Origin of the sequence: Streptomyces sp. NPDC003077 (assembly GCF_040611095.1) — a bacterium.
In the GTDB taxonomy this organism is placed as follows: Bacteria; Actinomycetota; Actinomycetes; order Streptomycetales; family Streptomycetaceae; genus Streptomyces.
In genome coordinates, this window is record NZ_JBEXNM010000001.1 from 240940 (window position 1) to 262296 (window position 21357).

Genomic DNA, 21357 nt, shown 5'->3' on the forward strand with positions numbered 1-21357 from the left:
TCCGTGGGCACGGGCCGGGCCGTCGGTTGCCGATCGTCCGGGCGCCGTGGGCACGGGCCGCGCCTTCGGTTACCGACCGTCCGGGCGCCGTCGACACGACCCGTGCCGTCGATCACCGACCGTCCGGACGCCGCCGACCGCCCGCCCCGGCGGGACGGCGCGGCAGCATAGCGCGGCGACGCTCCGTAGCGGGGTGGCTTTGGAGAGTCACTTCCGCTCCGCTACATTCCGGCCCGACAACCGGTCCCCGTGGCATGTGGAGCGTCGTGAGTCATTCGCAGGGCAGCCACTCGCAGGACAGCCGCCGCCAGGCGGCCGGCATCGGCCCGTCCCCGGACGGTCCGCCGGGAGAGGGGCGGGCGGCGCCCCGTCATGGCGCCCGGCGCGGCGCCCACAGGGCGGACGGCCCACCGTCCCGGGGCGCGGCGGACCGGGAGCCGGCCTCGGAAGGGCACGCGTACGCCCTGCCGCCATATGGGTCGTCGTCTTCCCCATATGGCGGACCGCTCACCCACCCCTGGAGCGCGGCGCAGGAGGGCGGCTCCTATGGGGCGGCCGGGTCCGAAGCGCACACATACGAGTACGGGGCGCACGGGGCGTATAGGGGACCGTCCGCTGCCGACGGCTCCGCGGCCCCCTATGGGGCGGAGGCCGCTTCGTCCTCGTATGGGGCGGTGCCCCCCGGCCCGTTCGGGGACCCCGCCGCGCCGTACGAGTCGCATGCGCCGTACGAGGCCGGTTCCGGGTACGAGGCGAGTTCCGCCTACGAGGCGAGTTCCGCCTACGAGGTGGGTTCCGGCTACGGGCCAGGAGCCGGCTACGGGCCGGCGGCCGGGTATGCGCACGACGGCCGTCAGCCCGTGGCGGCCCCGTACGGATCGGCGGCCCCGTACGGAGCGGAGGCCGCTCACAGAGCGGGCGGCCCCCCGGCCAGCGCGGCACCCCAGCCGACGCACACCCCCCAGCCGCCGTACGCCACCGCCCCGCCCTACGGCGCCCCGTCCCCGTACGCCATCCCGTCCCCGTACGCACCCGACGCCCCCCGCCCGGCGACAGGCCCCCCGACCACGCCCCCGTCCGACGCCCCCCGGCACGCGGAGGCTCCCCCCGGCCGAGTCCCCCGCCAGGCCGCCCCCGCCACCCCACCCGGCGCCACCGGACGCCGCCGCCGACCCGCCAACCCCGCCAACCCCGTCAACCCCACCGACCCCGACGGACACGCGCCGACCGGCCCCGCGCGGCCCCCGGCACCCCGCGCCGTACCGAGACCCGACGCGCTGCGCCACGTCCTGCCGCGAGCCCTGGTGGTGGCGTGCCTGGCCGGGGGGACCACCGCGTTCGTCGCGATGGACAAGGCCGTCCGGCTGGACGTCGACGGGAACGTGCGCGAGGTGCACACCTTCGCGGACGACGTGGGCGCCCTTCTGGAGCGCGAGCACCTGCCCCTGGGGGCGCACGACCGGGTGGAGCCCGGGCCTGGTACCCGGCTGGAACACGAGGGCGAGGTCGTCGTGCGGCACGGCCGTCCGGTGCGGCTGACGCTGGACGGGGAGCGGCGCCTGATGTGGACCACCGCCGACACGGTGGGCGGCGCGCTGCGCCAGTTCGGCATCCGGGCCGAGGGCGCGTACCTCTCCCTGCCCCGTTCCCGGCCCATCGCCCGGCACGGCGTGGAGCTGACGGTGCGGACCGAGCGGACCCTCGTCCTGGTCGCGGACGGGCGCGGGCGCGAGATCCGGACCAACGCCGCGACCGTCCGCCAGGCGCTGGCCGAGGCGGGCGTCGGCCTGCACGGGCAGGACACCACCTCCGTGCCGCTGGACAGCTTCCCGCGCGAGGGGCAGAACGTCTCCGTCCTGCGGATCACCGGCGGCCGGGAGGTCCGCGAGGAAACCATCCCGTTCCGCACCGTGCGCCGCGCCGACTCCTCGCTCTTCCTCGGGACGGAGGCCGTGGTGCGGCAGGGGCAGCCGGGCGTGCGCCGGGTCACCTACCAGCTCCGGACGGTCAACGGCGTCGCGCAGCGGCCCCGGCGGGTGGAGACGCGGATCGTGCGGGAACCGCTCTCCCAGGTGGTGCACGTGGGCACCGGCGCGCCGCCGACCGGGGTGGCGGGCGCGGACGGGCTGAACTGGGGCGCGCTGGGCCGCTGTGAAGCGGGCGGGCGGCCGGACGCGGTGGACGCCTCGGGGACGTACGGCGGCCTCTACCAGTTCGACGTGCGCACCTGGCAGAGCCTCGGCGGCAGCGGCCGGCCCCAGGACGCCACGGCCGAGGAGCAGACCTACCGGGCCAAGAAGCTGTACGTCAGCCGGGGGGCGAGCCCGTGGCCCGTGTGCGGCCGTAAGCTTCACCGGTGAATCCGATGCCGATCGCGGGGGCGACCCCGGGGCCGGCACGGGCCCGGTGGCCCGTCCGGATTCGATGACCCGGTGAGCCGGCGCCTCCCGCGACACGGGGCCCGGTGAACGAGCGCAGCGAGCGAAGGACGGAAAGGCGCGCCCCGTGCGCAGGCACGGCGGGCGCGGCGAGGCCCCCATGAGCAACAGCACCCCCGACGAGTCCGCGTCCGGCCCCGTGCCGGCCACCCCCGACGACTCCGGCCCCCTGCTGGGCGCCGCCGACATCCGCGAACTGGCCGCCCGCCTCGACGTGCGCCCCACCAAGCAGCGCGGCCAGAACTTCGTCATCGACGCGAACACCGTCCGCCGCATCGTGCGCACCGCCGAGGTGCGCCCGGACGACGTGGTGGTGGAGGTCGGGCCCGGGCTGGGCTCGCTGACCCTCGCGCTGCTGGAGGCGGCCGACCGGGTCACCGCCGTGGAGATCGACGACGTGCTGGCCGCCGCGCTGCCGGACACCATCGCCGCCCGGATGCCGGAGCGGGCCGACCGGTTCGCGCTGGTGAACTGCGACGCGATGCAGGTCGCCGAGCTGCCGGGCCCGGCCCCGACCGCGCTGGTGGCCAACCTGCCCTACAACGTCGCGGTGCCGGTGCTGCTGCACATGCTCGCGACGTTCCCGAGCATCGAACGGACCCTGGTCATGGTGCAGGCCGAGGTCGCCGACCGGCTCGCGGCCCGTCCCGGCAACAAGGTGTACGGCGTCCCGTCGGTCAAGGCGAACTGGTACGCGGAGGTCAAGCGGGCCGGCGCGATCGGCCGCAACGTCTTCTGGCCCGCGCCGAACGTCGACTCCGGCCTCGTCTCCCTCGTCCGCCGCACCGAGCCGGTGGCGACGACGGCGAGCCGGGCGGAGGTGTTCGCGGTGGTCGACGCGGCCTTCGCGCAGCGCCGCAAGACGCTGCGGGCGGCGCTGGCGGGGTGGGCCGGTTCGGCCGCCGCCGCCGAGGCCGCGCTGGTCGCGGCGGGGATCTCGCCGCAGGCGCGGGGGGAGGCGCTGACGGTGGAGGAGTTCGCGCGGATCGCCGAGAACAAGGGTGCCGAGGGGGCGGTGGCGTGAGCGAGCACCACCCCGCGCCTTCAGGGGAGCCCGTCGTCTCGTCCGGGGAGGCCGCCGCGTCCTCTGGGCAGCACGCCGACTCGTCCCAAGGACACACCGTCTCCTCCGCCGACTCGATCACCGTTCGCGTTCCCGCCAAGGTGAACGTGCAGCTCGCGGTGGGTGGCGCGCGGCCGGACGGGTTCCACGACCTGGCCAACGTCTTCCTCGCCGTCGGCCTGTACGACGAGGTCACCGCCACGCCGCTGCCGCCGGGCGCGGACACCGACGTGCCCCGGATCACCGTGTCCGGGCCGGACGCGCGCCTCGTGCCCGCCGACCGGAGCAACCTCGCCGCCCGCGCCGCCGAACTCCTCGCGGCCCGGCACGGCCTGCGTCCCGCCGTCCACCTGCACATCGTCAAGGACATCCCGGTCGCGGGCGGGATGGCGGGCGGCAGCGCGGACGGCGCCGCGGCGCTGGTCGCCTGCGACGCGCTGTGGGGCACCGGCGCCACCCGCGAGGAACTGCTCGGCATCTGCGCCGAGTTGGGCAGCGACGTGCCGTTCAGCCTGGTCGGCGGGGCGGCCCTGGGGCGGGGGCGCGGCGAACTGCTCACCCCGCTGGAGGTCGGCGGCACCTTCCACTGGGTGTTCGCGGTCGCCGACGGCGGGCTGTCCACCCCGGCCGTCTACCGCGAGTTCGACCGGCTCCACGAGGGCCGCGCCGTCCCGGCCCCCGAGCCTTCGGAGGGGCTGCTCGCGGCGCTGCGGGCGGGGGGCGCCGACGCCCTCGCCGCCGCGCTGTCCAACGACCTCCAGCCCGCCGCGCTGTCGCTGCGCCCCGCGCTGGCCGGGACCCTGGAGGCGGGGGCGGCGGGCGGCGCGCTGGCGAGCCTGGTCTCCGGCTCCGGGCCGACCACGGCCTTCCTGGCCAAGGACCGCGGGGCGGCGGACGCGGTGGCCCGCGCGCTGGAGGCGTCCGGGACCTGCCGGGCGGTCCGGGTGGCCGAGGGGCCGGTGCCGGGGGCGCGGGTGGTGTAGGGCGGCGGGGGACGCGGGCGGTGCGGGGACGCTTCCGGCCGCCTCGTCGCCTCTTCGTCCGTAGGGGCGGTACGGGGGCGGGCTCGCCCCTCGCGTGAGCGTGTTCGAGCGCTGCCCGCCGTCTCGTACGCCTGTGCGCCCTCTCCGCGCATCGCACGCCCGTACGATTCTGCGGCGGGATGATCCGGCGCCGTGGGATCCTGGAAAGGCCCAGTGAGCGCGGCGTACGGAGTCGCGCCGGCCGGTAAGGAGCGGAATTGGCCACCAACCTTGTCAATCTGGAAGCCGTCGGAAAGGTGTACGGCACCCGTGCACTGCTCGACGGCGTCTCCCTCGGCGTCAACGAGGGGGACCGGATCGGCGTCGTCGGCCGCAACGGGGACGGCAAGACCACCCTCATCCGCATCCTCGCCAAGCTGGAGGACGCGGACGACGGCCGCGTCACGCACGCCGGCGGCCTGCGGCTGGGCGTGCTGACCCAGCACGACTCGCTCGACCCGGCGGCGACGGTCCGGCACGAGGTGATCGGCGACCTCGCCGACCACGAGTGGGCCGGCAACGCCAAGATCCGCGACGTGCTGACCGGTCTCTTCGGCGGGCTGGACCTGCCGGGCTTCGCTCAGGGGCTGGACACCGTCATCGGCCCGCTCTCCGGTGGCGAGCGGCGGCGCATCGCGCTCGCCAAGCTGCTGATCGCCGAGCAGGACCTGATCGTCCTGGACGAGCCCACCAACCACCTCGACGTCGAGGGCATCTCCTGGCTCGCCCGGCACCTGGGCGCGCGGCGTTCGGCGCTGGTCGTCGTCACCCACGACCGGTGGTTCCTGGACCAGGTCTGCACCCGCATGTGGGACGTGCAGCGCGGCGCCGTCCACGAGTACGAGGGCGGCTACAGCGACTACGTCTTCGCCCGCGCCGAACGGGAGCGGATCGCCGCCACCGAGGAGGCCAAGCGGCAGAACCTCGTCCGCAAGGAGCTGGCGTGGCTGCGGCGCGGCGCCCCGGCGCGCACCAGCAAGCCCCGGTTCCGCATCGAGGCCGCCAACGAGCTGATCGCGGACGTGCCGCCGCCGCGCGACAGCGCCGAACTGATGAAGTTCGCCAGCTCCCGGCTGGGCAAGACGGTCTTCGACCTGGAGGACGTGACCGTCCAGGCCGGGCCGAAGATGCTGCTCAAGCACCTGACCTGGCAGCTCGGCCCGGGCGAGCGGGTCGGCCTGGTGGGCGTCAACGGCGCGGGCAAGACCTCGCTGCTGCGCGCGCTGGCCGCCGCCGCGCGCACCGAGGGCGAGCAGCAGCCGGCGGGTGGCCGGATCGTCGTCGGCAAGACGGTGAAACTGGCCTACCTCTCCCAGGAGGTCGCCGAGCTCGACCGCTCGCTGCGCGTCCTGGAGGCCGTCCAGCAGGTGCGCGAGCGCGTCGACCTGGGCAAGGGCCGGGAGATGACCGCCGGGCAGCTCTGCGAGAAGTTCGGGTTCACCAAGGAGAAGCAGTGGACGCCGGTGGGCGACCTCTCCGGCGGTGAGCGCCGCCGCCTGCAGATCCTGCGCCTGCTGATGGACGAGCCCAACGTGCTCTTCCTGGACGAGCCGACCAACGACCTCGACATCGAGACGCTGACCCAGTTGGAGGACCTGCTCGACGGCTGGCCCGGCTCGCTGATCGTCATCAGCCACGACCGGTACTTCGTCGAGCGCACCACCGACCGGGTCTTCGCGCTGCTGGGCGACGCCACGCTGCGGATGCTGCCGCGCGGGCTGGACGAGTACCTGGAGCGCCGCCAGAAGGTGCTGGACGCGGCGGCCCCCGCGCCCGCCCAGGCCACCGCCACGGCCGCGAAGCCGAAGTCGGCCGCCGCCAACCGCGCCGCTCAGAAGGAGCTCCAGCGGATCGAGCGCCAGTTGGACCGCATCGGCGAGAAGGAGGCGGCGCTGCACGCGCAGATCGCCGAGCACGCGACGGACTTCGAGAAGGTCGCGGACCTGGACGCCAAGCTGCGCGAGCTGGTGGGCGAGCGCGAGGAGCTGGAGATGCGCTGGCTGGAGCTGGCCGAGGACGTGTGAGGCGCCCGGGGCCCGGGGCTGCCGTGACCGCCCCGGGGTGCCGTGACCGCCCCGGGCCGGGTGGGGTGGCTCGGGGGGTGCTCCGGGCCTTGGGGGACGCTCCGGGCCTCGGCCGTTTCTCCCCGGCGTCGCCAAAGGCTCCCGGCTTCGGCCGTTCCTCCCCGGCGCCCCCGAATGCTTCGGGCCTCGTCCGTTCCTCCCCGGCGCCCCCAAAAGCTCCCGGCTTCCGGGCCCCGGGCGTTTCGGGATCCGGGCCCCGGGCGCCCCGGATGCCCCTCCGGCGGGGCGATTGTGGTCAGTGATGGCGAGGGGTTTGTGGCCGCGAAGGGTGGGTTGTGTGGTCACGGGGAGGGGGATTCGTGGCCATGGTGCGTGGGCCGGGTGGTTCCCCGCAAGGGGCGCGGGGCGCGGCGCGCTCCTGATGGCCTTCTGCCCTCGCGTTCGGGTGGGGACGCAGGGCTCTTTCGTGAGGTCGGCAGGGGTTTTCGGCGGAGCCGACCCGAACACCGACCGACGACCGAGGGCTCAATACCTGTCACACTTGGGCTGCGTCTGAACAGCAACTGCCCCCAAATGGCCGGGATTTCTACATTGCGCCGGTCTTCTTCCCGGTAGGGGGCGCGCAACGTCGAACAGGCGTGTAGCTTCCGGGGGCAAAGCGGCCTGGCGAGGGCCGGGGGGCTGGGCTCGCCGGGGAAATTGGGGGGTGGCTCAATGGGCGTGCGGCTCATGGTGGTCGATGATCACCGACTGCTCGCCGAGGCGCTCGCCTCGGCCTTGAAACTGCGCGGGCACCGGGTGCTCGCGGCGGCGGCGCCCAGCGCGGGCGCCGCGGACCTGGTGGTGAGCAGGGCACCCGAAGTGTGCTTATTGGGCACGGCGGCGCCCGCGGAGCCGGGGGTCTTCGATCCGGTCGTACGGATCAAGAAGGAGCGGCCACAGGTCGCGGTGGTGGTGCTGGGCCCGGTCCCGAACCCGCGCGGCATCGCCGCCGCGTTCGCCGCCGGGGCCTCCGGCTACGTCCGGCACGACGAGCGGATCGAAGGCGTCGAACGCGCCATGATGAAGGCGCGCGCGGGCGAGGCGGCGGTCGCCCCGCAGCTTCTCCAGCAGGCCTTCGAGGAGCTGCTGCACCCGGCGGTGCAGCCGGACGACGAGGGCGCTCGGCTGCTCCAGATGCTCACCCCGCGCGAGGTGGAGGTGCTGGTGCGGGTCGCGGAGGGGGAGGACACCCGGCTGATCGCGGCCGGGATGGGCATCGCCCCGAGCACCGCCCGTACGCACGTCCAGCGGGTGCTGATGAAGCTGGGCGTCGGCTCCCGGCTGGAGGCCGCGGCGCTGGCCGCCCGCACGGGACTGCTCGACCGGGCGGCGGGACCGCCGGCGGGAGCGCGCACGGAAGGGTGAGGCGCGGTCGGCCGCCTGCCGGGGGACGCGCCACCGCGCACCGGCCCCGCGGGCTTCACCCCGAGCCGACCACATCCGCACAAGAGCTCCCGCCCCGCCTCACAACTGTCCGTTCCTGCCCTCAGCGCTGCCCGGAAGCGGCCGGAACGTTGACGTCGCTGTTCAGTCATGCTTCATTGTGTTTGTTTGTGTTCGGTGTTGGTGTCGGTGTTGCGAGGAGTCCCGTGAAGAAGACGACGACCCGGCTCGCGGACGGCCGGGAGCTCATCTACTACGACGCGCGCGACGACGTCGTACGCGAGGACGCCGACCGCCGCCCGCTCGAACCGGTCTCCACCGCCTCCGAGATCCGCCCGGACCGGCTCCTGGGCGACGCGGTCGCCATCGCCTCGCACCGCCAGGGCCGCACCTACCACCCGCCCGCCGACCAGTGCCCGCTGTGCCCGTCACGCGACGGACGGCTCACCGAGATCCCCGCCGCCGACTACGACGTCGTCGTCTTCGAGAACCGCTTCCCCTCCCTGACCGGCGACAACGGCCGGTGCGAGGTGGTCTGCTTCACCTCCGACCACGACGTCTCCTTCGCCGGGCTCGACGAGGAACAGGCCGCCCTGGTCCTGGAGGCGTGGACCGACCGGACCGCCGAACTCTCCCAGCACCCCGGCGTCGAGCAGGTCTTCTGCTTCGAGAACCGCGGCGCCGAGATCGGCGTCACCCTCGGCCACCCGCACGGCCAGATCTACGCCTACCCCTTCGTCACCCCGCGCACCAGCCGGATGCTCACCTCGCTCGCCGGCCACCGCGCGAGCACCGGCGGCCGGAACCTCTTCGACGACATCCTCGCCGACGAGGTGGTGGACGGCCGCCGCATCGTCTGGGAGGGCGCGCACTGGCTCGCGTTCGTCCCCTACGCCGCCCACTGGCCGTACGAGGTGCACCTGTACCCCAAGCGCCGGGTCCCCGACCTGCTGGCGCTCGACGAGGACGCGCGGGAGGAGTTCCCCCGCGTCTACCTGGAGCTGCTGCGCCGCTTCGACCGGATCTTCGGCGAGGGCGAACCGCCGACCCCGTACATCTCCGCCTGGCACCAGGCGCCCCTGCACGCCCGGGACCGCGCGGAGTTCGCGTTGCACCTGGAGCTTTTCACCATTCGCCGGGCATCCGGCAAGCTGAAGTTCCTCGCGGGCTCCGAATCCGGCATGAACGTGTTCGTCAACGACGTGCCGCCGGAGGCCGCGGCCGAGCGACTGCGAGAGGTAGCGAGCAAGTGAGCAAGAAGTACCTGGTCACGGGTGGTGCGGGGTATGTCGGCAGCGTGGTGGCGACGCACCTGCTCCAGGCCGGACACGAGGTGACGGTGCTGGACGACCTGTCCACCGGCCACCGCGAGGGCGTGCCCGCCGGGGCGCGCTTCATCGAGGGCCGCATCCAGGACGCCGCCCGGTGGCTGGACTCCTCCTACGACGCCGTCCTGCACTTCGCGGCGTTCTCGCAGGTCGGCGAGTCGGTGGTGAACCCGGAGAAGTACTGGCGCAACAACGTCGGCGGCACCATGGACCTGCTCGCCGCCATGCGCGACGCCGGCGTGCGCACCCTCGTCTTCTCCTCCACCGCCGCCACCTACGGGGAGCCGGAGACCACCCCGATCGTCGAGACCGCCCCCACCGCGCCCACCAACCCCTACGGCGCCAGCAAGCTCGCCGTGGACCACATGATCAGCGGGGAGTGCGCGGCGCACGGCCTGGCCGCCGTCTCGCTGCGGTACTTCAACGTCGCGGGCGCCTACGGCGACGCCGGCGAGCGCCACGACCCCGAGTCGCACCTCATCCCGCTCGTCCTCCAGGTCGCCCAGGGCAAGCGCGAGGCGATCTCCGTCTACGGCGACGACTACCCGACCCCGGACGGCACCTGCGTCCGCGACTACATCCACGTCGCCGACCTCGCCGAGGCGCACCTCCTGGCGCTCGACGCGGCGACCGCGGGCGAGCACCTGATCTGCAACCTCGGCAACGGCAACGGGTTCTCCGTGCGCGAGGTCATCGAGACCGTCCGCAAGGTCACCGGCCACCCGATCCCCGAGGTCGTCGCGCCCCGCCGCGGCGGCGACCCGGCCGTCCTGGTCGCCTCCGCGCAGGTCGCCATGGACCGGCTGGGCTGGCGCCCCAGCCGCGCCGACCTGGCCGGGATCGTGGCCGACGCCTGGGAGTTCGCCCAGCGCGGGGAGCGCGAGCAGGCATGACGGACGGGGGCGAGCGGGACGGGCACGGGGAGCCGGACGGGCCGACCGGGCACGGCGAGTCCGACGGCCGGGCCGGGCAGGCCGGGCACGCCGGACAGGCCGGCCATGGTGCTCAGCGCACCGCGGCGGCCTTCCGGGCGGTGTACGGGGCCGAGCCCACCGGCGTGTGGGCGGCCCCCGGCCGGGTCAACCTGATCGGCGAACACACCGACTACAACGACGGCTTCGTGATGCCGCTCGCCCTGCCGCACACGACGCTCGCCGCCGCCCGCGCCCGCACGGACGGCGTGCTGCGCGTCCACTCGGGCGCGGTGCGGGGGCCCCGGGTCGTCGAGCTGCGCCTCGACGACCTGCGGCCCGCGCCCGGCACCGGCACCGGCGACGGCACCGGCGGCTGGGCGGCGTACCCGGGCGGCGTCGCCTGGGCGCTGCGCGAGGCCGGGCTGCCGGTGGGCGGCGCGGACATCCACTACGACAGCACCGTGCCGACCGGCGCCGGGCTCTCCTCGTCGGCCGCCCTGGAGGTCGTCACCGCGCTCGCCCTGAACGACCTGTACGGGCTCGGCCTGGCCCCGGAGCGGCTGGCCGGGCTCGCGCAGCGCGCCGAGAACCTCTTCGTCGGCGTGCCCTGCGGGATCATGGACCAGATGGCGGCGGCGTGCTGCGCCGAGGGGCACGCCCTCTTCCTGGACACCCGCGACCTCTCCCAGCGGCAGGTTCCGTTCGATTTGGCGGGGGAGGGCCTGCGGCTCCTTGTAGTGGACACTCGCGTCAAACACGAACTGGGAGACGGCGCGTACGCGGCGCGTCGCGCCGGGTGTGAACGGGGCGCGCGGGCGCTCGGCGTGCGGGCCCTGCGTGACGTGCCCTACCCACACCTCCCGGACGCCCTGAAAACGCTGGCCAACGACCCGGCCGCGCAGGCGCTCGTCCGCCACGTCGTCACCGAGAACCACCGCGTCGCCGAAGTCATCGCCCGCCTCGACGCCGGCGACCCGCGCGGCATCGGGCCCCTGCTGACGGCCGGCCACGCCTCCCTCCGCGACGACTTCCGGGTCTCCTGCCCGGAGCTGGACCTGGCCGTCGGGACCGCGAACGCGGCGGGCGCCCTCGGGGCCCGGATGACCGGCGGCGGCTTCGGCGGCTCGGCGATCGTCCTGGTACCGGAACCCGAAGCCGACGCGGTCGCCGAGGCCGTCACCGAAGCCTTCGCGGCAGCGGGCCACCGGCCACCGCGCGTCTTCGCCGCGGTGCCGGGCGCGGGCGCGCGACGGGTGGGCTGAGGGCGCGCCGCCGACCGTCCGAGGGCGCTCCGGTGGCGGCTCCGGAAGCTTTCCGAAGACCCCTCCCGGACGCTCTACGGAAGATCACTGAAGACCGCTGAAGATCTCCCCCGGCGCGAAATCGACGAACGGATCGCGCCGTTCCTCGTCGACTTCTGTCCCTCGACGGCCTTCGGGCCCCACCCTGAACACATCGATCGGGAAGTTTTGCCAATCGCCTTCCGTTGCCGCACCCCGTCCGTACGCTGAATGCCAGCACCGGTGGGGGCCGGTGCTGATCAGGGGGCGAGACAGTCGGCACGACGCCCGGGGCGGGACGGTGACACGGCGTACGGCGGCGGCCGTGCGAGTGACGATCCCGCTGCGGGCGTCGTGCCCGCGAGCGTCCGTTCCCCGAGACAGGGGGTCTCAGTGCAACGCATCCGGGTTCTGGTGGTCGACGACCACCGCATCTTCGCCGAGTCGCTGGCCGCCGCCCTCGCGGCGGAACAGGACGTGGACGTGGCGGCGGCCGGCAGCGGACCGGCGGCCGTGCGCAACCTGGAGCGGGCGGCCGGTGACGGCCGTCGCTTCGACGTCATGCTGGTCGACGCCGACCTCGGCACGGTCGCGGCGCCGCTGGCCGCCGTGCCCGCCCAGTCGGCCGCGTCCCGGGACGGGGCGGCGCCGGAGAGCGTCCCGCTGGACGGCATCTCGCTGGTCTCCGGCGTCCGCACCATGCATCCGTACGTCCGCACCGTCGTCCTCGCGGAGAAGGACGATCCGCGCCGGGCCGCCGCGGCCCTGCAGGCCGGTGCCTGCGGGTGGGTCGCCAAGGACTGCTCGCTCTCCCGCCTGCTCGCCGTGATCCGCGGCGTGCTGCGGGACGAGACGCACCTGCCGCCCGCCCTGCTGACCGGCGTCCTGCGCGAGCTGACGGCGGCGCGCAAGCACCGCACCGAGAGCGAACGGCTGGTGGAGTCGCTCACCCCGCGCGAACGCGAGGTGCTGCGCTGCATGGTCGCCGGCCTGGGCCGCAAGGCCGTCGCCGAGCGGCTGTTCCTCTCCCCGCACACCGTCCGCACCCACATGCAGAACGTCCTGGGCAAACTCGGCGTCCACTCCACCCTCGCCGCGGTCGCCCTGGCCCGCCGGGCCGGAGTGGGCCCGGTGGAACTGGAACCGGCCACGGCGACCGCGTCGGTGTCGATGCCGTAGCGGAAGGGCGGACCCCGGGCCGGGCCGGGATGGTGCGGGCTGATCGAGGGCGGGGCGGCCACGTGCGCGGCGTGGAGGCACGGACGCCGTTGTGTCCCTGCTCCACGGCGGACGCACGAACGGGCCCCGCCCGTGCCGGTCACTCCCCCCGCAGCACCGCCACCCCCCGCCCCGGCAGTGACACCCGGTACACCGGCCCCGAAGGCGTCGACGTCAGGGCGTCCGTCATCGGGGCGGGGAGCGGGACCTCGGCCGGGGTGGTGGTGTGGTTGAGGAGGAAGAGGAAGCGGGTGCGGGGGCCCGTGCGGACGGTGGCCTGGACGCCGGTGGGGAGGCCGGGGAGGACGGGGGCGACGCCGGCCGCTGTGCGGAGGTCGTCCATCAGCGCGCGCATCGTTTCCGGTGCCAGGCGGGTGCCCGCGTACCAGGCCGTGCCCCGGCCGTACGCGTGCCGGGTCACGGCCGGACGGCCCGCGAGGTCACCGTCCGCGAACTGCGCGACCACCTCCGCGCCCTCCGGCACGATCACCTCAGACCACAGGTCCGCCGTCCCCTCCAAGCCGCCCCGCACCCGCAGCGCCGCCCCCGCGTCCAGGGGCCAGAACTCCTCCACCGTCAGGCCCAGCACCTCCCGCAGCGGCGCCGGGTAGCGGCCGGGGTGCACCCGGTCGCAGGCGTCCACGATGCCGGAGAAGAACGAGACCAGCAGGTGCCCGCCGTCGCGCACGTACGCCGTCAGACGCTCCGCGTTCTGCGCCGTGAGGAGGTAGAGGTGGGGGACGACGACCAGGCGGTAGCCGGACAGGTCGCGGTCCGGGGGCACGATGTCGCAGGCCACGCCCGCCTCGAAGAGCGGACGGTAGTGGGCCAGCGCGAGTTCGGGGTGGTGCAGCGCGGTGGACGGGCGGGAGTCCAGCTCCAGCGCGCGCCGGCTGTCCCAGTCGGCCAGCAGCGCCACCTCGGCGCGCGAGCGGGTGCCGGCGATCTCCGGGACGTGCGCCAGTTCCCGGCCCAGTTCCGCCACCTCGCGGAAGACGCGGGTGTCCGTCCCGCCGTGCGGCAGCATCGCGGAGTGGAACTTCTCCGCCCCGCCGCGCGACTGCCGCCACTGGAAGAACAGCACCGAGTCCGCCCCCTGGGCGACGGCCTGCCAGCTCCACAGCCGCATCGCGCCGGGCGGCTTGGGGCCGTTGCGCGGACGCCAGTTGACGGCGCCGGGCGCCTGCTCCAGCAGCAGCCACGGCTGCCCGCCGCGCGCCGAGCGCATCAGGTCGAAGTTGTACGCGGCCCGGATGTGGTCGTCGGGCACGTACGGGTCCTGGTAGAAGTCCAGCGCCATCCGGTCCACGTCGGCGGCCCAGGCGAAGGCGTCGACCGGCTTGTGGTCCGGCATCAGGTTGGTGGTGACCGGGACGCCCGGCGACAGCCGCGTCAGCACCTCCTTCTCCGCCAGGTAGCAGCCGCGCAGCGCGTCGTCAGCGAAACGCAGGTAGTCCAGTTGCTGGGCGGGGTTGGGGAAGGTCGGCGCGGTGCGCGGCGGCAGCACCTCGGCGAAGTCGCCGTACGCCTGCGACCAGAACGCCGTCGACCAGGCGTCGTTCAGCGCCGCCACCGTCCCGTACCGCGCCCGCAGCCAGTCCCGGAACGCCGCCGCGCACCCGTCGCAGAAGCACTGCCGCGTGTGGCAGCCGTACTCGTTGCCGACGTGCCACAGGGCCAGCGCCGGGTGCCCCGCGTACCGCTCGGCGACCCGCTCCACCAGCCGGACCGCGTGCGCGCGGTAGACGGGGCTGGAGGGGCAGAAGTGCTGCCGCGCGCCGGGCCAGCGGCGCACCCCGTCCGGGCCCTCGGGCAGGATCTCCGGGTGGCGGTGGGAGAGCCAGGGCGGCGGCGAGGCCGTCATGGTGGCCAGGCACACGGCGATGCCCGCGCCCGCCAGCCCGTCCAGCACCCGGTCCAGCCAGCCGAACTCGTACGTCCCCGGGCGCGGCTCGGCCTTCGCCCAGGAGAAGATCCCGACGCTGACGAGCGTGACGTGCGCCCGCTTCATCAGGCGCAGGTCCTCCTCCCATACCTCCTCCGGCCACTGCTCCGGGTTGTAGTCGCCTCCGAAGTGCACCACCATCGCCGCCGACCTCCTGGACTCCTGGTTTCCCGGATCACCGCGGAGGGCGCCGTACGGAGCCGGGGGAGCCACCCGCCGCGGCCCGCCGGCGCCCCGCCCGCGGAGGTCCCCGCCCCTACGAAGAGTGCTTCACCACGCTCCACCCGCCGTCCACGACCAGCTCCGCCCCCGTGACGTACGAGGCGTCGCCGGACAGCAGGAACGCGATCGCGGCGGCCACCTCCTCCGGCCGCCCCAGCCGCCGCGCCGCGGTCTGCTCGGCGCTCGCCCGGCGGTCCTCCTCGCCGACCGCGTCCCAGGCGGCGGTGAGGACGGGCCCGGGGAGCACGCAGTTCACCCGGACCTCCGGGCCGTACTCCACGGCCAGCTGATGGGCCAGACCGGTGAGCGCGGCCTTGGACGCGGCGTACGCGGGCCGCCCCGGCAGCCCGAACCGCGCCTGCACCGAGGACGTCAGCACCACGGCCCCCCGCCGCTCCCTCAGGTCCTCCACCGTGGCCCGCACCCCCAGGAACGCGCCGGTGAGGTTCACCGCGAGCTGCCGTTCCCACTCCGCGAGCGACATGTGCCCGGCGGGGGCGTGGAAGGGCACGTAGGCGTTGCCGACCAGGCCGTCGACGGGGCCGTAGCGCTCCCGGGCGGCGTGCACGGCGCGCGCCCAGTCGTCCTCGCGGGACACGTCGCAGTGCTCGTACGAGGCCCGGCCGCCGGCCGTCCTGATGCGGCGGGCGGTGCGCTCGCCGCGTTCGTCGTCGACGTCCAGGAGCAGGAGGTGGGCGCCCTCGGTGGCGAGCCGGTCGGCGGTCGCCGCGCCGATCCCGCCGGCCGCGCCGGTCACCACGATCGTGCGGTCGGCGAACCGCGCACCGTTCGGCGCGCCCGTGGGCACCCGCCGCTCCCGCCGCTCCTGCCGCCGCGCCGGATCCGGGCCGGTCGGGTTGGTCGGGTCCTGGCGGTCGGGCCGGCTCCCGCGGCCCTGGTGGCGCTGCTGGCTCATGGCCGCGATCCAAGCCCACCGGCGGCCACCCGGGCAAGAGGCCCTTCGGGCGGGCGGGGGGTGGAGAGGCGGGCGCGAGGGTCGCGTTCGGCTGGGGCGCGAGGGTCTCGTTCGGCTGTGGGCCGGGAGGCGGCCGGGCGGGCAGGCGGCCGGGCGGGCAAGGGCGCCTTCGTCCGACCGAGGGCCGGGGGAGGCGGGCAGCCGGGACTGCTGGGCCCGTTGGGACCGCTGGACCCGTCGGGACCGTCGGAACCGCCAGAACTGCCGGGACACGTCTCCCCGGACTGCCTGGACTGCCCGGACCGCGCGGGGGCCCCGCCTCAGCCCGGGATGTTGTCGAACGGCGCGGTGAGCTGCCGCAGCAGGGCGGCCAGCTCGCCGCGCTGGGCGCGGGAGAGCTCGCCGAGGATCGCCCGCTCCTGCGTCAGCAGCCCGGCGAGCGACTGGTCGGCCCGGTCGCGGCCCTCGGGGGTGAGGCGGACGAGGACGCCGCGCCGGTCGCTGGGGTCGGGCAGCCGCTCGACGAGGCCCTTCTTGGCGAGCCGGTCGATGCGGTTGGTCATCGTGCCGGACGTGACCAGCGTCTGGGTCAGTAGTTGCCCGGGGGAGAGCTGGTACGGCGCGCCCGCGCGGCGCAGCGCGGTCAGCACGTCGAACTCCCAGGGCTCCAGCCCCACCTCGGCGAACGCGAGGCGGCGGGCGCGGTCAAGGTGGCGGGCCAGCCTGCTGACGCGGCTGAGGACCTCCAGCGGTTCCACGTCGAGGTCCGGGCGCTCCCGGCGCCACGCCGCGACCAATCGATCGACCTCGTCCTCCATGACGATCAGTGTAGTTGGTCTGTCGACGTGAAGTCTCTTGACATCAAGATATATTTCCGCGGACGATTGGGCATCGTCGGCGGGAGCTCACGCTCGACCGAGTTGGTCTGCACCAGCCCTGTACCAGTGAAGGGGTTCGAACATGCACGACGCACCAACCTGGGATCCGCAGCAGTACCTCCGCCACGCCGGACACCGGACCCGCCCGTTCCACGATCTGCTCGCCCGCATACCGGAGCTGCCCCACCGCGGCCGTCCGGCCCGCATCGCCGACCTGGGCTGCGGCCCCGGCAACGTCACCGTCCAGCTCACCGACCGGTGGCCCGACGCGCACATCACCGGCCTGGACAGCTCACCCGAAATGCTCAAGGAAGCCGAGACGTACGCCGGACCCACCCCCGGCGGCGGCCACCTCGACTTCGCGCCGGCCGACGCGTCCGTATGGCAGCCCGAGGAACGGTTCGACCTCATCGTCTCCAGCGCGGCGCTGCAGTGGGTCCCCAACCACCCGGACTCCTTCCCGGCCTGGATCGCCGGTCTCACCCCCGGCGGCACCCTCGCCTTCCAGGTGCCCGGGAACTTCACCTCGCCCAGCCACGCCCTGCTCGGCGAACTGTGCGACGAGCCCCAGTGGCGCCCCCGCCTCGCCCCCCACGGCCGCCGCTTCGTCCACATCCTCAGCCCCGCCGCCTACCTGGAGCGGCTCTCCTCCCTCGGCTGCGAGGTCGACGCCTGGGAGACCACCTACGTCCAGCTCCTCCAAGGCGAGGACCCCGTCCTCGACTGGGTGAAGGGCACCGCCCTGCGCCCCGTCCTGACCGCCCTGGAGGACGACCCGCCGGCCCGCGAAGAATTCCTGGCCCAGTACCGGGACCTCCTCCGCAAGGCCTACCCACCCGGCCCGCACGGAACGGTCTTCCCGTTCCGGCGAATCTTCGTGGTGGCGCGCAAGCCCGGATGAGCGGGGCCGGGTGAACGGGACCGGGTGACGGGGGCGGGCGCGGCCGGGTGACGGCGCCGGGCGCGTCCGCCGGTCGGGGCGGGCGGCGCGGGGGCGGGTGCCCTATGGGCCGCCCGCCCCGGCCCGGCCCGATCCGTTCGGCTCGCGACGAGCGCCCGTCCTGTCCCGCTCCGGTCCGATCAGTTCCGCCCGCGACGAGCGCCCCGTCCTCCCGGCAGCCACCGGCTCACCGCGAACCGGCCGTGACCAGCTCACCGCGAACCACCGCCCCTACCACCACAAGCCACCCGTCCATCCACGCGGCGCCGTCCGCGCCGCCCGTCGAAAGGACGCAGCCGTGATCACCGGCCTCGACCACGTCCAGCTCGCCGCGCCTCCCGATAGCGAGGACGCCCTCCGCGCGTATTACGCAGGCATCCTCGGCCTGACGGAGATCCCCAAGCCCGCCGCCCTCGCGGCCCGCGGCGGCTGCTGGTTCGAGACCGGCCCGGCCCAGCTCCACCTCGGTATCGAGCACGACTTCCGCCCGGCCCGGAAGGCTCACCCCGGCCTCCGCGTCACCGGCCTGGACGCCCTCGCGGCCCGCCTGACGGCCGCCGGCGCCCCGGTCACGTGGGACGACGCGATCCCGGGGCGGCGGCGGTTCTTCTCGGAGGATCCGGTGGGGAACCGGCTGGAGTTCGTGGAATTCGCCACGGGGCCTCCGAGCGAAATCCCGCGTTTTTAAGGAATGGGCTGCTTCTCGCTCAGCGTGTTCGGGAAGAGGTGCGCGAAATCGTCCTCGTCGTGGATCGACAGCGCGCCCCACGAGCCGTCCGCGAAACCGAACTGCACCTCGCCGAGACCGGACACGTACCGCGTCCACACGAGATCGCCCCGCCGGAACGACGGGCCGGGTTCCACGGCGTCGCCCAGCTTCCCGCTGAACCGGCGCTTTTGCAGATAGACGAAACGCAGATGGGCGCCGGTGACCGCCACGAATGTGAGGACGCCGGTCCTGGAACGGGGCTGGGCGGCCCGCAGCCACTGTCCGGCCAGGCTGTCCCAGCCCCCGAAGAACGGGCTCTTGCGCCGCTGCCGCCGGGCCCGTTCCGCGGGGGCGTCGGCCGTCCGCGTCTGCCCGCCGTCCGAGACGTCGTCGACCACCGCCCGGAAGAAGACGGAAGCCGCCCGGTCCAGGAAGTCGCCGTCCCGTTCCTTTCCGGCCAGCACTTCCGGACGCAGCCGGTCCGGCACGTCCGCGCTGTCTTTCCCGCTGTGCCCCGTCATACGGGAACAGGGGAATCCCCCGAGCAATTGCTCACCCGCCGGCAGAACGCTGCGGACGCGCTCTTCGATTCCGGGCCACACGGTCGTCTCCTTTTCAGCCGAATACGGATTTCGCGTCGGTGGATCCACGCGTGCACAGGGACGACACCTCCACCCTGAGCACTCCGGCGCCGTGATCCGCGGTCAGGAGAAAGGAATAGCCGATCGAGCGCTCGGGCACGGTGTCGCCGGCTCGTAGCCGTACCGTCGCATCCGTTCCGGCGGATTCCGTCACCCATCCCCGACCGGAGAAGGCGGCGACCGCCCGGCCCAGTGCCTCGGTGAGATCGGCCGCCCGCACCCGCTCGACGCTCCACGCATGCTGAGCCGAGCAGGCTGACCGCAACCCCTTCGCCCAGCAGTCCGGGCAGGTGAGGGAGGTGACCTGACGGCCGCCCTCCATGGGGCCGTGCACGGCGAGGGCGTCCAGCAGGCGGCTCGAATGCCAGAAGAGGTCCCGTCGCAGCGCCTCGGAAGGGGCGGGGTGCTCCGGTGGGGCCTGCCGCACGGCCGCGTAATCGGCGATCTCCTGGTCCGTGCCCCAGTCGACGGTCTTGAGGACCTCGGCGAACAGTTCGCAGTGGAGGTCCCAGCCCTCCGGGGACGGCGAGGCGAGCTCGAAGACCAGCATCTCGCCCGTCCCCGGCAGCGGCACGAACACCTGGACAAGGAACTGCTCGACCGGCTCGTCCCGGCCGGTGGGCGACGACTCCGCCGCGAGGACGAACCCCGAGGCGCCGACGCGGGTGAGCGCGGGCCCGCAGGGCAGCTCCACCCGCCGGTAGTCGTCCCCCGGGTGCTTGCGCTCCAGCAGCTCGCGCACGGTCACCAGAAGGTGTTCGTCGTCCTCGGCGTCGTGCTCGACCTGGCTGACCAGGATGGTGGAGGCGGTGGGGCGCTCGTCCACCTCCAGGAAGCACAGCCCGGCGTAGACGACGTCGGCCTCCACCATGGATTCCAGCTGGGCGCCGAGCAGCAGCGCGAAGCGGAACCGCTCGTCCGTCGAGTGCTCCGGCATCAGCTCGGTGGTCAGTCGGTGCAGCGCCTGAGCCGCGGTGCCGGCGTCGGGCGCGTCCACCGGCAGCTCCCGGACGAACGGGGGCATGATCCAGCCGATGTTCAGCCGGGTCGGCTGCCGGACGGGTGGGGCGGCGGCCGGTGCGCGGCCGTCGATGCCTGCCTGCGTCATGTGCTGCGTCCCTCGGTGCTCAGGCGGCCAGGGTCTGGTGGAACTTGGCGCCGGACGGCGCGGCGGAGGTCTGCTGGTCGCCGTGGCCGGTCACCTGGTGGTGGACGCCGTTGGCGAACGAGCCGGACTTGATGACGAACTGGGCGGCCGCGGAGGGGAGCTCCTTGCCGAACGCCTTGCTCAGCCCCTTGTTGATCATCTTCATGCTGAACGGATTGGCGAGGCCCTCGCGGATCCCGCCTGGGGTGGCCCTGGCGACGTTCCCGACGTTGCCGAGCGCCTTGGCGGAATTGCCGAGCCTGCCCATCAGACTCGCCCCCTTGAAGCCGGCGCCCGCCACCTTGATCACACCGCCGACGCCCGGGAGCACCCCCAGCGCGTCCAAGCCGATCTTCCAGCCCGGTGTGCCGTTGCCGCGTGCGTTGCCCATCCAGTGGCCCGCCATGGCGCCCGCCGCGCAGACCACCGAGGCGCCGCCGAGGAGCGCGGAGGCCGCCTGCCCCACGACCGGGATGACGTTGACCGCGATCGCGGCGGCGGCCAATCCCGCCGAGATGGTCGACAGTAGGTCCGCGTGCTCTACCAGCCAGTCCTTGAAATCGCGCCAACCCTTTTTCAGGCCGTCGACCATCCTGTCCCACCAGTGGATGTCCGGCGGGTGGTTCTCGGACGCCTTCAGAATGGCGCGTTCGGCCTCGCCGGCCCGGTCCTTCCACTGGGCGTGGATCTTTTCCGCCTCGCGGATCAGGTCCTCCAGTTTGTCCTTGGAGGTTTTGGCCCGGTCGTAAGCCGTCTTCAGTTCGTCTTCGATCTTTTTCGCTTTGTCCGCCTCCATCGGCTTGCCGAGGGAGGGCAGATATTTGCCGTAAACGTCGTTGTAATGTTCCGAATCGGCATCCGCCTGCTTGCGGGCGGACGCCGCCTCGTCCTCCAGCTTCCCGGCCCGATCCTGGAAGCCCTGGAGGCGTGTGTGCCAGGAGTTCAGTGCCTTGGCGCAGTCGCGCATGGACTCGGAGCCCTGGGTGAGGTACTTGGGCAGTTCGCCGAGTTTCCTGGTGAACTTCTCGGCGGCCTCGCCCTCCCAGGCGCCGTCGCGCTTACCGACGGACTTGATCAGGTCGTGCAGCTCGTCCAGCTCGTCGCCGACGGACTTCACATCCGAGGCGAGGGCCTGGATGGAGTGCGGGTCGCCTTTGGCGGGATTGAAGCCGAGGCCGGGCCAGGCCGAATCGTCCTCGATGAACATACTGCGCCAGGACATGTGTTCTTCCCCCGTTCCTTTTTCA

16 protein-coding genes and 1 pseudogene are annotated in these 21357 nt (G+C 74.0%); 11 read left to right on the forward strand and 6 right to left on the reverse strand.

Features of this window, described 5'->3' with window-relative positions; translation table 11 throughout:
- Positions 1 to 1268 precede the first annotated feature (1268 nt).
- The 9 genes and pseudogenes from ABZX96_RS01025 to ABZX96_RS01065 form a co-directional block, all read left to right on the forward strand.
- Positions 1269 to 2360: pseudogene (locus ABZX96_RS01025) on the forward strand (ubiquitin-like domain-containing protein); the annotation flags it as partial.
- Between the two features lie 178 nt (positions 2361 to 2538).
- Positions 2539 to 3462 carry a 16S rRNA (adenine(1518)-N(6)/adenine(1519)-N(6))-dimethyltransferase RsmA gene (gene rsmA / locus ABZX96_RS01030; protein ID WP_355535652.1) on the forward strand — a complete coding sequence of 308 codons (924 nt, stop codon included), beginning with the start codon at positions 2539 to 2541 and terminating at the stop codon, positions 3460 to 3462.
- Positions 3459 to 4484, forward strand: coding sequence for a 4-(cytidine 5'-diphospho)-2-C-methyl-D-erythritol kinase (locus ABZX96_RS01035; RefSeq protein ID WP_355535655.1), 1026 nt, complete (start codon positions 3459 to 3461; stop codon positions 4482 to 4484). Before rsmA ends, ABZX96_RS01035 begins: the two co-directional genes overlap by 4 nt.
- Before the next feature lie 257 nt (positions 4485 to 4741).
- Positions 4742 to 6547 carry an ABC-F family ATP-binding cassette domain-containing protein gene (locus ABZX96_RS01040; protein WP_355535658.1) on the forward strand — a complete coding sequence of 602 codons (1806 nt, stop codon included), beginning with the start codon at positions 4742 to 4744 and terminating at the stop codon, positions 6545 to 6547.
- A 714-nt stretch (positions 6548 to 7261) separates the two neighbouring features.
- Positions 7262 to 7954 (forward strand): LuxR C-terminal-related transcriptional regulator, encoded by a 693-nt coding sequence (locus tag ABZX96_RS01045; protein ID WP_355535661.1) that lies wholly within the window; start codon positions 7262 to 7264, stop codon positions 7952 to 7954.
- Between the two features lie 224 nt (positions 7955 to 8178).
- Complete coding sequence (gene galT, locus ABZX96_RS01050) at positions 8179 to 9225, forward strand: galactose-1-phosphate uridylyltransferase (protein WP_355535664.1); 1047 nt, start codon at positions 8179 to 8181, stop codon at positions 9223 to 9225.
- Positions 9222 to 10193 (forward strand): UDP-glucose 4-epimerase GalE, encoded by a 972-nt coding sequence (gene galE / locus ABZX96_RS01055; RefSeq protein WP_355535667.1) that lies wholly within the window; start codon positions 9222 to 9224, stop codon positions 10191 to 10193. Before galT ends, galE begins: the two co-directional genes overlap by 4 nt.
- The gene (galK, locus tag ABZX96_RS01060; RefSeq protein ID WP_355535670.1) at positions 10190 to 11476 is read left to right on the forward strand and encodes a galactokinase; all 1287 of its coding nucleotides are present in this window, start codon (positions 10190 to 10192) and stop codon (positions 11474 to 11476) included. Before galE ends, galK begins: the two co-directional genes overlap by 4 nt.
- A gap of 411 nt (positions 11477 to 11887) precedes the next feature.
- Positions 11888 to 12673 (forward strand): response regulator transcription factor, encoded by a 786-nt coding sequence (locus ABZX96_RS01065; RefSeq protein WP_355535673.1) that lies wholly within the window; start codon positions 11888 to 11890, stop codon positions 12671 to 12673.
- A gap of 139 nt (positions 12674 to 12812) precedes the next feature.
- Here ABZX96_RS01065 and ABZX96_RS01070 read toward each other — a convergent pair whose 3' ends face one another.
- The 3 genes from ABZX96_RS01070 to tamR all read right to left on the reverse strand — a co-directional run bounded on the left by ABZX96_RS01070 (position 12813) and on the right by tamR (position 16613).
- Positions 12813 to 14798: a beta-galactosidase gene (locus ABZX96_RS01070; RefSeq protein ID WP_355535676.1), complete on the reverse strand. Its 1986-nt coding sequence runs from the start codon at positions 14796 to 14798 to the stop codon at positions 12813 to 12815.
- 115 nt (positions 14799 to 14913) lie between these two features.
- The gene (locus ABZX96_RS01075) at positions 14914 to 15795 is read right to left on the reverse strand and encodes an SDR family oxidoreductase (protein WP_355535679.1); all 882 of its coding nucleotides are present in this window, start codon (positions 15793 to 15795) and stop codon (positions 14914 to 14916) included.
- A gap of 320 nt (positions 15796 to 16115) precedes the next feature.
- Positions 16116 to 16613, reverse strand: a complete 498-nt coding sequence (tamR, locus tag ABZX96_RS01080; RefSeq protein ID WP_355535682.1) for a MarR family transcriptional regulator TamR — start codon at positions 16611 to 16613, stop codon at positions 16116 to 16118.
- A gap of 142 nt (positions 16614 to 16755) precedes the next feature.
- On the opposite strand from tamR, the gene ABZX96_RS01085 reads away from it, so the two are divergent.
- A complete protein-coding gene (locus tag ABZX96_RS01085; RefSeq protein WP_355535685.1) occupies positions 16756 to 17574 on the forward strand; it encodes a trans-aconitate 2-methyltransferase in 819 nt (272 codons plus the stop codon).
- 337 nt (positions 17575 to 17911) lie between these two features.
- Positions 17912 to 18301: a VOC family protein gene (locus ABZX96_RS01090; RefSeq protein WP_355535688.1), complete on the forward strand. Its 390-nt coding sequence runs from the start codon at positions 17912 to 17914 to the stop codon at positions 18299 to 18301.
- Here the strand turns inward: ABZX96_RS01090 and ABZX96_RS01095 are convergent.
- The 3 genes from ABZX96_RS01095 to ABZX96_RS01105 all read right to left on the reverse strand — a co-directional run bounded on the left by ABZX96_RS01095 (position 18298) and on the right by ABZX96_RS01105 (position 21332).
- Positions 18298 to 18843: a hypothetical protein gene (locus tag ABZX96_RS01095; protein ID WP_355535691.1), complete on the reverse strand. Its 546-nt coding sequence runs from the start codon at positions 18841 to 18843 to the stop codon at positions 18298 to 18300. The genes ABZX96_RS01090 and ABZX96_RS01095 overlap by 4 nt on opposite strands.
- Positions 18844 to 18937: 94 nt before the next feature.
- Positions 18938 to 20071: a hypothetical protein gene (locus tag ABZX96_RS01100; protein ID WP_355535694.1), complete on the reverse strand. Its 1134-nt coding sequence runs from the start codon at positions 20069 to 20071 to the stop codon at positions 18938 to 18940.
- A gap of 19 nt (positions 20072 to 20090) precedes the next feature.
- A complete protein-coding gene (locus ABZX96_RS01105; RefSeq protein WP_355535697.1) occupies positions 20091 to 21332 on the reverse strand; it encodes a putative T7SS-secreted protein in 1242 nt (413 codons plus the stop codon).
- Positions 21333 to 21357 lie beyond the last annotated feature (25 nt).